The 12396-nt window shown below is 69.2% G+C and carries 14 protein-coding genes and 1 pseudogene; 10 read left to right on the top strand and 5 right to left on the bottom strand.

Features of this window, described 5'->3' with window-relative positions:
• Positions 1 to 334 precede the first annotated feature (334 nt).
• Complete coding sequence (locus ACIQK6_RS32605) at positions 335 to 631, top strand: hypothetical protein (protein WP_329104994.1); 297 nt, start codon at positions 335 to 337, stop codon at positions 629 to 631.
• 143 nt (positions 632 to 774) lie between these two features.
• On the opposite strand, the gene ACIQK6_RS32600 is transcribed toward ACIQK6_RS32605, so the two are convergent.
• Positions 775 to 1320 carry an SRPBCC family protein gene (locus tag ACIQK6_RS32600; RefSeq protein ID WP_329104992.1) on the bottom strand — a complete coding sequence of 182 codons (546 nt, stop codon included), beginning with the start codon at positions 1318 to 1320 and terminating at the stop codon, positions 775 to 777.
• A gap of 131 nt (positions 1321 to 1451) precedes the next feature.
• On the opposite strand from ACIQK6_RS32600, the gene ACIQK6_RS32595 reads away from it, so the two are divergent.
• The gene (locus ACIQK6_RS32595) at positions 1452 to 2336 is read left to right on the top strand and encodes a helix-turn-helix domain-containing protein (protein WP_402696232.1); all 885 of its coding nucleotides are present in this window, start codon (positions 1452 to 1454) and stop codon (positions 2334 to 2336) included.
• A 244-nt stretch (positions 2337 to 2580) separates the two neighbouring features.
• Positions 2581 to 2970, top strand: a complete 390-nt coding sequence (locus ACIQK6_RS32590) for a hypothetical protein (RefSeq protein ID WP_402696231.1) — start codon at positions 2581 to 2583, stop codon at positions 2968 to 2970.
• Positions 2971 to 3145: 175 nt separating this feature from the next.
• On the opposite strand, the gene ACIQK6_RS32585 is transcribed toward ACIQK6_RS32590, so the two are convergent.
• Entirely contained in the window at positions 3146 to 4243 is a 1098-nt protein-coding gene (locus tag ACIQK6_RS32585; protein WP_402696230.1) for a winged helix DNA-binding domain-containing protein, read from the bottom strand.
• Between the two features lie 113 nt (positions 4244 to 4356).
• Positions 4357 to 4779 (bottom strand): VOC family protein, encoded by a 423-nt coding sequence (locus tag ACIQK6_RS32580; protein WP_402696228.1) that lies wholly within the window; start codon positions 4777 to 4779, stop codon positions 4357 to 4359.
• A gap of 161 nt (positions 4780 to 4940) precedes the next feature.
• Between ACIQK6_RS32580 and ACIQK6_RS32575 the strand changes: the two genes are divergently transcribed.
• The 5 genes and pseudogenes from ACIQK6_RS32575 to ACIQK6_RS32555 form a co-directional block, all read left to right on the top strand.
• Positions 4941 to 5924, top strand: a complete 984-nt coding sequence (locus tag ACIQK6_RS32575; protein WP_402696227.1) for a helix-turn-helix transcriptional regulator — start codon at positions 4941 to 4943, stop codon at positions 5922 to 5924.
• A 229-nt stretch (positions 5925 to 6153) separates the two neighbouring features.
• Positions 6154 to 6354, top strand: a complete 201-nt coding sequence (locus tag ACIQK6_RS32570) for a zinc-binding dehydrogenase (RefSeq protein ID WP_402696225.1) — start codon at positions 6154 to 6156, stop codon at positions 6352 to 6354.
• A 380-nt stretch (positions 6355 to 6734) separates the two neighbouring features.
• Entirely contained in the window at positions 6735 to 7577 is an 843-nt protein-coding gene (locus tag ACIQK6_RS32565) for an MEDS domain-containing protein (RefSeq protein ID WP_329108145.1), read from the top strand.
• Complete coding sequence (locus ACIQK6_RS32560) at positions 7574 to 7996, top strand: ATP-binding protein (protein WP_402696223.1); 423 nt, start codon at positions 7574 to 7576, stop codon at positions 7994 to 7996. Before ACIQK6_RS32565 ends, ACIQK6_RS32560 begins: the two co-directional genes overlap by 4 nt.
• Before the next feature lie 9 nt (positions 7997 to 8005).
• Positions 8006 to 8186, top strand: a pseudogene (locus ACIQK6_RS32555) (helix-turn-helix domain-containing protein); the annotation flags it as partial.
• Positions 8187 to 8282: 96 nt separating this feature from the next.
• On the opposite strand, the gene ACIQK6_RS32550 reads toward ACIQK6_RS32555, so the two are convergent.
• Together ACIQK6_RS32550 and ACIQK6_RS32545 are read right to left on the bottom strand one after the other, a co-directional pair.
• Positions 8283 to 8531: a hypothetical protein gene (locus ACIQK6_RS32550; protein WP_329104976.1), complete on the bottom strand. Its 249-nt coding sequence runs from the start codon at positions 8529 to 8531 to the stop codon at positions 8283 to 8285.
• A 380-nt stretch (positions 8532 to 8911) separates the two neighbouring features.
• Positions 8912 to 9160 (bottom strand): hypothetical protein, encoded by a 249-nt coding sequence (locus ACIQK6_RS32545; protein WP_329108312.1) that lies wholly within the window; start codon positions 9158 to 9160, stop codon positions 8912 to 8914.
• Here ACIQK6_RS32545 and ACIQK6_RS32540 point away from each other — a divergent pair.
• Both ACIQK6_RS32540 and asnB read left to right on the top strand, forming a co-directional pair.
• On the top strand, positions 9048 to 10178 hold the full coding sequence (locus ACIQK6_RS32540; protein WP_402696235.1) for an MFS transporter: 1131 nt from the start codon (positions 9048 to 9050) through the stop codon (positions 10176 to 10178). The two genes, ACIQK6_RS32545 and ACIQK6_RS32540, sit on opposite strands and share 113 nt — an antisense overlap.
• Positions 10179 to 10355: 177 nt before the next feature.
• Positions 10356 to 12206, top strand: coding sequence for an asparagine synthase (glutamine-hydrolyzing) (gene asnB / locus ACIQK6_RS32535; protein ID WP_402696222.1), 1851 nt, complete (start codon positions 10356 to 10358; stop codon positions 12204 to 12206).
• Positions 12207 to 12396: the final 190 nt, after the last annotated feature.

Here is a 12396-nt window from a genome sequence, read left to right as displayed (position 1 = left end):
CTCCCCGAACCATTCCCCTTGCACCACGAGAACGAGTCTGGCCCCACCGCTGACGCGGCGGGGCCAGAACCCAACATCTTCATCAGTTTCCTAGGCCGTCTCTTCCGGATCTTGTCGGCCGAGCCCGCGGCGTCCGGTGCTGTGGCCGGCAAGGCGGAGGGGCGCCCGTGTACTGGACGTACTCGGGCGCCCCGACAACGCGGCCGGGTGCGGTGCCGGGCGTCGCGGGCCCGGCAGGATCCGGAAGAGCCGGTCTAGCGTCAAGGTGCGCCTGCCACACTGGCGCCGTGCGCGTCGCGACGGGCGGCGCCAGGGGGAAGGAACGGATCTCAGGATGTCCCGATGGATCGTGCTGGCCATACCCGTCGACGGTGTCAGCGAGGTGGATCGAAACGCTCGGACCCTCACGGAGTTCCACGGCAGCGCGGAGGAAGCGAAGACAGCCCTCCTGCAGGCGGCGAACACATACGAGCACAAGCTCTGGAAGGTGCGCCGGCGAGAGACGTTCAAGTGCTCCAGCCAGTCATATTTCGTCCGGATTCACGGGCGCATGACGACGTACAGCTTCCTGATCCAGCTTGCTGAACTGGTACACGACACTGCGCAGTCAACGGGCCAGCCCTCGGTCTGAAAGCGCTCCACCACAAAGGTTGCGGCAGAGCCAGTCGACGAAGTTCTCGACGAATGCCGCCTGCGGGTACACCATCACCGTGCTGAGTGCCGACGGGCGTTCGCCTTCCGGCGCTGAACGTCGGCGTGTGTCGCAACCGCTGATCAGCCGGAGATCCGGCGTTGGGTGCGGGTGATGTCGGGGTGGCCTTCTTCGGCGATCCATTGGGCGAGGGAGGCCAGTGTGGTTTCGGCGCTGTCCGCCATGTAGTCGCGCAGTGCGTCGAGGTCACCGCGGGTGGTGCCCAGTACGGGGTCCAGGCGCAGGAGTTGCCAGGACTGTCGGACGAGAGTTCCGCGCCCGTGGGGTTCGAAGGTCCAGCTCCAGCGCACGATGCCGTCCTCGGCGCCGCCGACGACGAAGGTGAAGGCAGCGCCGGGGTCGGCCCGCGTGATCTGGGAACGTGTGGTCCACTGCTTGCCGTCCCTGTTGTTGAGGCCGCTGAACCAGGCGCCGACGCGGGGGCCGGCGTCCGTGTCGAAGGCGACGTCGGTGGCGTTGGGGCTCCACCGGCGGATCGCGGACACGTCGCTGACCAGGTCGTAGACCCGTGCGGGGGCGGCGTCGACCCATGCGTGCCTGGTGAAGGCGAAGTCCGCTGCGTTCAGGGTCTCGAAGGGGTCTTGTTCCCGGGTGGTGACGGTGCTCAAAGCGTCCTCCTGGACGTGCGGGATGCGGTGAGGTCCAGCTCATCGCTGCTCGGGCCGGGGAGCCAGACCCGCTGGTGCCTATCCCCGGCGGGGAGAGGCTGAGCGCTGCGGGTCGACCGATACTCGGAGCCATGAACGGGACATCACAGCTCGGGGACTTCCTGCGGACTCGGCGCTCCCAACTGCGGCCGGAAGAGGCCGGGGTGCCCACCTACGGGGAGCGCCGGCGCGTGCCGGGGCTTCGCCGTGAGGAGCTGGCGCTGCTGGCGGGGGTGAGCGCCTCCTACTACGCCCGCCTGGAGCAGGGGCACTCGCTGAACGCCTCGCCGGAGGTGCTGGACGCGATCGCCCGGGCCCTGCGGCTGGACGGGTCCGAGCGCGGGCACCTGCACGATCTGGCCCGATCGGCCAGGCCCCGCAGCCGGCGGCGCCCCGCACCGGAGCGCGTAACGGAGGCGACCGCCCAGCTGCTGGACGCGCTCGGGGACGTGCCCGCGGTCGTGCTCGGCCGGTGCAGTGACGTCCTGGGATGGAACCGGTTGGGCCACGCGCTGTTCGCCGGACACCTCGACCCCGGCGCCCCGGACGTAGCGGCGCAGCGCCCCAACATGGCCAGGCTGGTGTTCCTCGACGCCCATACCCGCGACCTGTACGCGGACTGGCCGGGCAAGGCCAGGGCGGTGGTGGGGAATCTGCGCCTGGTGGCGGGCCAGTACCCGCTGGACGCCGCACTGCACACGCTGCTGGGCGAGCTGAGCGCGAGGAGCGAGGACTTCGCGTCCATGTGGGCCGACCACCGGGTCAAGGCCTGTACGGTCGCCGACCACGAGATGCGGCACCCGCTGGTCGGTTCGCTGACCGTCATGCAGCAGACCCTGAGCCGGGGGCCGGGCCCCAGCATCGTGGTCGCCACCACCGCGGCGGGCTCATCCTCCCGAGCCGCCCTGGATCTCCTCGCCCAAACCATCTCCCGTACTGCTCCTGCCCGTTCGGACGGTCAGCTCAACGTCGGCTGACCCCTCCCTCCCTACCTACCTCCCGCCCTCCGGCCCGCGCCCGCGCGTGCTGATCCCGGCCGATGCATCCCTCCGCCCTCGTGCGCCGGTGTGCCGCTGCCGCACGCCCGAAAACAGTGAAGGAACACGTGTTCACCAAGCTCTCCAAGCTCTCCAAGACCGCCGTATCGGCGGCCGTACTGACCGCCGCCGCGGTCGCGATGGCCACCGCGCCCCCGGCGTCGGCCGCCTCCGGCCCGATCGAGTGCGCTCGTACCGCTGTGCACTTCGACCTGGCCAAGGGCCAGACGCCGGAAAGATCTGGGCCACCAACCTCGACAAGGGCACCGTCCTTCGCATCCCGATCCTCCCCGGCGGGCGCGCCGAAACCACCCGGGTCACCGCCACCGGCCTGACCGGGATCGACGACTTCGCCTTCACCGGCCACGGCGATCAGATCATCGCCGCCCTCAACGCGGTCAACCAGGTCGCCCTGATCCGGCCCGACGGCACCCGCACCACCGTCCTGACCGCCGCCGACGGCCTTCAGGGTCCGACTTCCCTCGCGCTGCGCGGCGACACCGTCCATGTCATGAGCGCCGCCTACCTCACGGCGCAGGACCCCAACCTCGTCCTCGCCCGCCTGGGCAACTGAGCCCCGCTCAGCACAGCGCCCTTCAGCGCAGCCCGGCCGAGGAACACACCCGTTTCGCCGCCGGCACCGTCCCGAGGTCCGCTCACCGGCGGACAGCAGGGGAAGGACTTGGGGGACCCGGCGGCGCACGGTCGGGCCTCGTGGGTGTGGACGGACGCGGGTACGTTCCGTGTCCTCAGCCGATGTCGGTAGCGATGTACACGCGGTTGGTGTCCGCGTGATGGAAGACAGCAAGGGCTTGGGCTTCGGCGTGGATCGCTTCCTGCTCCGGTGCGGAGAGAGGACGCAGCGGGGTGATGTCGAGTCGTTCGTCGCTCTGGGTCCAGGTGGCTGCAACGCGCCCGTCGACGAGGACGGCGCGTTGGCCGGCGACGGACATGCCGAGGTGGGCGTCGTCGATGATGCGGCTGCGGTTCTGGTAGCCGAGGATCGCGTTGTCGAATGCCGGCAGGAACCGGACGGGTGCGGGGGTGTCCGGGTGTGGACGTGGTGCGTCGGGCAGGTCGAGCAGTTCGCGGCCGCTTTCGTCGCGGAAGGTGACGAGTTCGCCGCGGATGGCTTTGATCGCGGCGGGCAGTCCGGCGAGACCGCACCAGGAGCGGATGTCCGAGGTGCTGGCGGGCCCGTAGGCGGCGAGGTAGCGCCGCACGAGCTGCTGCCCGACCGGATCGTTCTCGTCGCACGGGAGTGGAGCGATGTTACGCCCGAGCCAGGTGGCCAGGGGCAGGTTGCGGACACCGGCCGTCGTGTTCCACAGACCGCGGGGCGGGAGCTGGACCATCGGAACAAGGGCAGCGACGAGCAATTCACCCAGCACGCGGCGCGGGGGCGCCGGCCAGCGGTCCTCGAGCGACCGGACGAGTTCGGCCATGGTGCGAGGCCGCCCGTCGGCCATCACCGCCCTGCCCGCGGCGGCCACCTCGTCCAGGTCGACACCTGCGAGTTCACGGCGGTAGGTGGCCGTCACCCGCTGGCGCAGCATGGTGTCGTGGCGCGCCCGCCAGGCCAGTGCGTCCTCGGCGGTGACGAGGTGGACGGTGCGGCGCATCAGGTGCGTGCGCACGACCTCGCGTCCGCTGAGCGCCTCGTCCAGTTCCTGCGGATCGAAGGCGTGCAGCCGGGACCACAGGCCGGTGAAGGGTTCCTGCGGCTCTTGAGCCTGCATGCCGCACAGGTGCGCTACGGCATCACGGACAGGTGTGTCCCTGCGGGCGAGCAGGTACTGGCGGGCGAGGGTCGCTCGGTTGAGCGCACGCGTGTCGAGGACGGTCATGCTCTTCCCACAGGTGTCGATTACGGACGGTGGCCCGCTCTTCTTGGCATCTGTCGAAGGGTCCGCCGCGAGAAACGCGGCGCACCCTTCGTGCCGTGCGGCGAGCCGGGCGGTCAGCCGTTGTAGGGAGCGGTGACGTCCAGGACCCAGGTCACCCCGAAGCGGTCGGTGAGCATGCCGTACAGCGGCGCCCACTGCGCGACTTCCAGCGGTCGTACCACCGTCGAGCCTTCCGACAGCTTCTGCCACAGGCCGCTGATCTCATCGGCGTCGTCGCCGCGCACGGAGACGAAGAACGGGTTGTCCCCCTGGCTCCACGCCAGCTGGGAGGGCACGTCATAGGCCATGACGTGGAAGCCGCTGTCCGCGACGACCTCGCCCCACATCACCCAGTCGGCCTCGCTCTCGTCCTGCACGCTGCCGGCGTCCTTGTAGGTGACGGCGACGGTGCGCCCGCCGAACACCGACCGGTAGAAGTCCAGCGCCTCACGCGCGGCGCCCCGGAAATTCAGGTGGGTAGTGGTCGTGACAGCCATGAGCTGCTCCTCGCGTTCGTTCGGATGCGCGCCGCCGCGGGAAGGCCCGGGCCCGGCGCAGCCACTGTGACCTGGAGCGATTGCTCTCCCGGTGGCTTCGACCCCACCCTCGCAGAGGTAGCGGACAGGATGGGTCCTGTACTTTCGCCAGAATGGCGGGTGTGCAGAAAACGTCCTCGCGGCTGCTCACGCTGCTCTCACTGCTCCAGACGCGCCACGACTGGTCCGGCGACGACCTCGCCGAGCGTCTCGACATCACCCCGCGCACGGTGCGCCGCGACATAGGCCGTCTGCGGGAACTCGGGTACCCGATCATGACCTTCAGAGGACCGGCCGGCGGATACCGTCTGGACGCGGGCTCCCACCTGCCCCCGCTGCTGTTCGACGACGACCAGGCCGTCGCCCTGGCCCTCGCCCTGCACAGCGCCGCCACCAGCCCCACCATCGGTGAGGACGCGGCACGCGCCCTGGCCACCGTCCGTCAGGTCATGCCTGCGCGCCTGCGCCACCGGATCAACCAGCTCCGCATCACTTCCGTGCAACCGCCCGGGAACGACAGCGCCGCGCCGGTCGATCCCCATGTGCTGATGGAGCTGAGCAACGTCATCCACAGCCGTGCGGAGCTCCGCTTCGCCTACGGCCACGACGCCGCCACCACCGGCGAGCAACCCCGCCGGACGCACCCCCATCACCTGATCGCGTGGCGGAGCCAGTGGTACCTCCTGGCCTGGGACCTGGACCGCGACGACTGGCGAACCTTCCGCGTCGACCGGATACGGCCCCGTACTCCCACCGGCCCCCGCTTCACCCCGCGCGAAGTCCCCGGCGGCGACGTCTCCGTCTTCATCGCCAGCCGGTTCCGCGGTAACGACGACACCCGCACGGACTGGCCCTGCCAAGGCCACGTCATCCTCAACCTCCCCGCCACCGCCGTCGCCCCCTTCGCCCAAGACGGCACGGTCGAAGCACTCGGCCCCACCCGATGCAGACTCACCCTCGGCTCCTGGTCATGGACCGGCCTGGCCGCCAGCCTCGGCCGATTCGACACCGGCATCGAAGTCGTCGGCCCGCGCGAGCTCAACGACGCATTCGCCCAACTCGCCACCCGCTACGCCAACGCCGCCCGCACCACCACCCCGCTCTGACCCCGGGCCGGGACTCGGCGCCGCACGGCTTCGCCCGGCAGGGTGCCGCCCTGACGGGCCGACCGTGCCCGCGCAGCGGCAGCCGCCGGCAGCCGGGCCGCGGCCCGTGGCGCAGGGCTCCGCCGGGGACGGCGCTCCGTGAGACAAGGGTGCGGAGCGCCGCGGGACGGCGTGCCGTGGCAGGGGAGAGTGCCCGGCCGGGTCCGTGCTGGGCGCGCGGCGGCGCCGGATGCCGACCGACGGTCTGAGCGGGCGTTTCGTCGAGCGCCGCGTCGACCGCGAGAACCTGGAACGGTCCGCCCGGCTGGCCCTCGACGGACTCCTCGCACCCGTGATCACCGCTGTCCATCCGCTCTCCGACGCCCCGGCCGCCCTCGCCACTGTCGAGAACGGCCACACCGCGGGCAAGGTCGTCATCAAGGTGGCATGAGAAGTCCCCGGCCGCCCGACGCCGCCGACCGCCCCTTGCGGACCGGCGCGAGCTCGTGGTCACCGCATCGTCAACGGAGCACGTTCACCTGTACGGGGTTGAGCACGTTCAGGCGTACGCCGACACCGGAGCCTGCCTTCCCCGCCGAACAGCGGCTTGGTCGCCGGCGGGTGAGGGCGGTGCTTTTGTGTCGGGCTCGGGTATTTCTGTGTCGGCTTCGATCGGTAGTGGTCCTGCCGCCCCTCCCGGGGTGATCGCGCTATACGGTCACTGTCCATCTAGAGGCTGTGTCGGCTCTTCATCGAGCTGGTGACGGCGATCGGGCTGAGGGGGTGGCTGTGGCCGTTGAAGTGGATGCTCACACTCTGGCTGTGGAGCAGATGCGGCTGGGGGATCACGCTTTTGCGCACTACGCGGACGACGCGACGCGCTGGGGTGTGCTGGGAGTCTTCGCGCAGCTCGGATTGGCACGTGGTGAGAAGGTCATCGTGCTGGCCGATCCTGCTGTGCCGGAGGACGAAGTGTTCCAGCGGTTGTTTCCTCACGCGGAGTTGTACGAGGCGGAGCGGGATCGCGGTCAGCTGGAGTTCACGAGCATGCGCGAGCTGATCCGTCCCCAACGACGTTTCACCGCGGAGAGACAGATGGGGCGCCTGCGGGAGGAGACGGAGCAGGCGATCGTCGAGGGGTTCGCCGGCCTGCGGTCGATCATCGACATGGCCTGGGTACAGGATCTGGCGATGGACATAGAGGGCGTGATGCACCGCGAGACCCATGCGGAAGCCTTGTTCGAGGACCGCCTGTACGCCGAGATCTGCACGTACGACCGCCGCCGCTTCACTCCTGAGACCGTCGAGGCCATGCGCGTGGGGCATCCCGTCGCCCTGCTGGAGCAGCCCGGGCAACTGGGCGCTACCCATTTCGACCATGGGCTGCGACTGGTCGGGGAAGCGGACTGGTCGACCCGTGAGCAGTGGAGCGTGGCCTTCCAGGCCGCACTCGCCGGCTCCGGTCGTGGTGAGACGCTGATGATCGATCTCACGCCGGTGACCTTCCTGTCCGTCACGTGCGCTGCGGAAGTACTCCGGCAGGTCCAACGGTGCGGCCTGCGGGAGCGCGTGGAGGTTCACTGCTCCCCGTTCCATGCACAGCTGCTCCGTCGCCTCGGGGCCGCTCAGGTGGAGGCTGTGGTCCTGGTCGAGAGCGAAGGAGCTGCGCGATGACCGCACAGACGATCTCGGCGCAGGAAGAGGGAGAACTGCTTCTGGAGTCGCGCTTCTGCGCCGCGGACCTGGCGAGGATACGGGTCCAGGTAGATCTGCACACGTCACGGACCACCCTCACCGAGGCGCGCCGCGCCCAGTTCGTCCTGGCCGTGCACGAGGTGATGTGCAACGCCGTACGACATGGTGGAGGCGAGGGAACCATCCGGCTCTTCCGAAGTGCGGACGGTCTGTGCTGCCAGGTCAACGACACGGGGCCCGGCTTCGACGAGAACATGATCCCACTTGCACTGCCCTCGTTGGACACTCCCGGCGGCCACGGGCTATGGCTCGTCCGGGAGCTGACCGACCGAATGGACATCGCACGATGCGCCGTCGGTGCGAGCATCACGTTCGCGGTGCGCTTCGACGCCGCCTGAGCACACGAGCTGCTGGCCTCGGCCGGCGGGAACCGTGTCCCGGTGATCGCCCAACTGCAGCAGGCCGACGAGGACACCGTCCGCGACGCCATCCTCCGGTTCAACGAGATCGGCCCGGCCTGTCCGGCCCCTCGCTGGGCGGGCGGCCGCCCCCGCCTGCCCAGTCCTGACGACGAGGAGTGCGTCATCGGGGCACCCGCGCAGGTGTGCTCCGGCCTCGCGCGTGCTCCTGTCCGGCGTCCGGTGCGCAGTGCACGACGGATCGGATGCGGACGGTGTCGTCCCGTCAGGCCTTCTCGTCGACGGGGAGGAAGCGTTCGATGCCGCGCTCGGTCATCTCGTCAAGCACGCGCTGCCATTCCTTGACGTACTCGTCCAGCTGTTCCCGTTGCATGACCAGCTCGACGCAATACCCCGGCATGCTGGCGTCGTACCTGCGTTGCGCCTCTCGCCTCTGTGCGGAGACACCGTCGCGGTCGAGTCCCGCCGCTTTCTCCTGCACGTTCTTTCGGATTACCTCTTCAGGCTCGAACACTCTTCTCCTCAATTCAGCAGACGACCTCGCCGGGCCGATACGCCCACTGCGGCGGTGCAGCGGCACGATATGTGACGTGGGAGAACCAGAACAACATCGAATCGAGTCGCAGTCTGGCAGGTTTGCGACGTGAACCATTGCGTGACGATTTTCCTTCGCGGACAGTTTCTCGACTTGGCTAAGTCGTCGCGGGGCACACAGCGCCTCCCACGCGCCGCATCCTGACGAACAGCCCGCTCCAACACCTGAAGCAATCCGTTGACCTGCTGAAACACCGGACCCGGCGACTCTGTGGGTGCAGTCGGATCACTCTCGACGCCTCGAGGAGCCGGTTGTTGGTGTCGAGAACCTGCCAGAAGATGGTGCCCGTTCCTGCTGGACTAGAGATCACGCAACTCTGCATGTGATGCCCAACTCAGGACGGGATTCATGTCCACAGCAACCACCACTTCTGTCCAATCCCCCGCACCGACGGACCGCTCGCCGTTCATCTCCTGGCTGGCCGTCATTTCGATAATGCTAGGGATCTTCTCCATCGTCACGACCGAGATTCTTCCGATCGGCCTTCTCACGTCGATCGGATCGAGTTTCACCATTTCGGACGGAATGGCTGGTCTCATGATGACCATGCCAGGATTCCTCGCCGCGGTCTCGGCCCCCGTGGTCACGGTGGCCACGGGGCGCATCGACCGGCGGGTCATGCTGGGTGTGTTCATCCTGCTGCTGGCGCTGGCCAACTTCCTGGCGGCCGTCGCTTCGAGCTACTGGCTGGTCCTGGTCTCCCGCGTCATGGTGGGCATCACCATCGGCGGATTCTGGTCCATCGGCGCCGGACTCTCCAGCCAGCTGGTTCCCGCGAAGTCCGTGGGCCGCGCGACCTCGGTGATCTTCTCCGCCGTACCGCTCGGCTCCGTACTCGGCGTGCCGCTGGGCACGTTCATCGGTGACGTCGCAGGCTGGCGGACGGCGTTCCTCGTCATGGGCGGCTTCACGCTGGCCGTCCTCGTGCTGCTGCTCGTGGTCGTCCCGCCCCTGCCTTCCGACCGGGCGACGCGCCTCGACGTCCTCGGCGGCATGCTCCGAAGCGTCAACACCCGCTTCGCCCTGGTCATGACCTTCCTCGTCGTGCTCGCCCACTTCGGCACGTACACCTACGTCACCCCGTTCCTGGAGCAGGTGACCCGTGTCGGTTCGGGTCTCATCACGGTCTACCTGCTCATCTACGGAGCGGCCGGCATCGCCGGCAACTTCCTGGGCGGAGCCACGGTGGGACGCTACCCGCGGTCCACCTTCGCCGCGGCCGCCGCGCTGATCGCCGGCGCGACCCTCCTCCTGCCCGTCCTGGGGCGCTCGGACGCCGGCGCAGTGGCCCTACTGGTCGTCTGGGGCGTCGCCTACGGCGCTGTCCCGGTCTGCTCCCAGACCTGGTTCTCCAAGGCCGCCCCGGACTCCCCCGAGGCGTCCTCGGTCCTCTTCACCGCCTCCTTCCAGGCCACGATCTCCATCGGAGCCCTGGTAGGAGGGGCTGTCCTCGACCGCTCCTCGCCCTCCGCGGTCATGGTCCTGGGCGGGCTGGCAGCCGTCCTGATGGTCCTCGTGGCCTGGGCCCACTGGGCCGGAAAGTACACGTGGCCCAAGGCCTCCTAGCCACACCGCGATCGGGGCGGCCGTCCGCCCCGGCGCATGCTCCGCCGCTGTCCCCCTCGCTCTCGGTCGCGCCCGCTCCGGCGGGCCGGCCCGGCGAGAGGTGTCTCCACCTCCCTTTCTCGGACCACCTCGATGAGCCAGGTGCTCACGATCGCCTACCGAAGGAGAACGTCGCTTATGTGCGGCATTGCGGGCTGGATAGATTACGGGCGCGATCTCACCCAGGAGCGCGCCATCGTCGACGCCATGACACAGACGATGGCGTGCCGCGGTCCCGACGCCGAAGGCGTGTGGATCGATCAGCACGCCGCCATCGGTCACCGTCGTCTCTCCGTCATCGACCTGGAGGGCGGACGTCAGCCGATGACCGCCGAACAGGACGGGCGCACGCTGGCGGTGCTGACCTTCAGCGGTGAGATCTACAACTACCGCGAGCTGCGCGCGGACCTGATCTCCCGCGGGCACCGCTTCCGTACCGAGAGCGACACCGAGGTGGTCCTCCGGGGGTACCTGGAGTGGGGCGAGGGCGTCGTCGACAAGCTGAACGGCATGTTCGCCTTCGGCGTCTGGGACGTCCGGAACGAGGAGCTGCTCCTGGTCCGCGACCGGATGGGCGTCAAGCCGCTGTACTACTACCCCACGGCGAACGGCGTCCTGTTCGGCTCGGAGCCCAAGGCCATCCTCGCCCACCCGGAGATCCCGCGCCGGGTGAACGAGAACGGCCTGCGTGAGCTCCTCGACATGGTGAAGACCCCCGAGCACGCCATTTTCACCGGGATGTACGAGATCCGGCCGGGGCACACGGTCCGTGTCCGCCGCCAGGGGCTCGTCAAGCGCCGCTATTGGGCGCTCGAGGCCAAGGAGCACACGGACTCCCTGGAGACGACCATCGAGACGGTCCGCGGACTCCTCGACGACACCGTCAGCAGGCAGCTGATCTCTGACGTCCCGCTGTGCAGCCTGCTCTCCGGAGGCCTGGACTCCTCCGCGGTGACCGCGCTGGCGGCCAAGGCCCTGGCCGCCCAGGGCGGCGGACCGGTGCGATCGTTCTCCGTCGACTTCGTCGGCGCCGCGGAGAACTTCGTACCGGACCCCCTGCGGAGCACCCCGGACGCTCCGTTCGTCCGCGACCTGGCCCAGCACGTCGCGGCCGAGCACAGGGAGATCCTGCTCAACAGCGACGACCTGAGCGACCCCGGCGTCCGGGCCGCGGTCCTCGACGCCACCGACCTGCCGCCCATGTGGTACGGCGACCTGTGGCCCTCCCTGTACCTGCTCTTCAAAGCGGTTCGGGAGCGGTCCACCGTGGCCCTGTCCGGCGAGTCCGCGGACGAACTCTTCGGCGGGTACAGCTGGTTCCACGATCCCGAGGTCCTCACGGCCGAGACGTTTCCCTGGCTCACCTCGACGCCCGGCCCCTTCTACGACGGGACGCCGCTGTTCGACGGCGGACTGCTGGGCAAGCTCGACATCCCCGGCTATCGACGGTCTAGCTACGGCGATGCCATCGCCGAGGTGCCGGTCCTCCCCGGCGAGACGGGCCTGGAGAAGCGGATGAGGGAGATCAGCTACCTCAACCTGACCCGCTTCCTCAACACCCTCCTCGACCGCAAGGACCGCATGAGCATGGCCGTCGGGCTGGAGGTCCGCGTCCCGTTCTGCGACCACCGCCTCGTGGAGTACGTGTTCAACGCGCCCTGGGCCATGAAGACGTTCGACGGCCGGGAGAAGAGCCTGCTGCGCGCGGCCACCCGCGACGTGCTGCCCGAGTCGATCGTGAAGCGCGTGAAGGCGCCGTACCCGAGCACGCAGGACTCCGGTTACGAGAAGAAGCTCCGCGACCGGCTCGCCGAGGTGCTCAGCGGTGGTGACGCGCCGATCCTGCCGCTCCTCGACAAGGACCGTGTCCGAGGCCGGCTCGACGGCAGCATCAGCACGGCCAGCACCCAGATCACCCGGATCGACCTCGAGGTTCCGCTCTGGCTCAACGCCTGGCTGGAGTCCTACGGCGTCACGATCGACCTGTAGGCCCGGTTCCCGCGCAGCCGTGCGCCTCGGCCGTGACCGGCAGTGACCGGCCGTGCGCACGGCACCCGCTCTCCCGGTGGCCCCCTCAATCCCCCGTCGGGGGCCACCGGGCTCCTTCGCGTCGGCAGGGAGGCGGCAGTACGGCACGGGAGGGCCGCGGACTGCCCCGCCGTCCCCGGCTCCGCACGTG

It is taken from the genome of Streptomyces sp. NPDC091682 (assembly GCF_044756625.1).
In the GTDB taxonomy this organism is placed as follows: Bacteria; Actinomycetota; Actinomycetes; order Streptomycetales; family Streptomycetaceae; genus Streptomyces.
The sequence above is the reverse complement of the archived record's forward strand: the minus strand, read 5'-3'. Positions and strand labels throughout refer to the sequence as shown.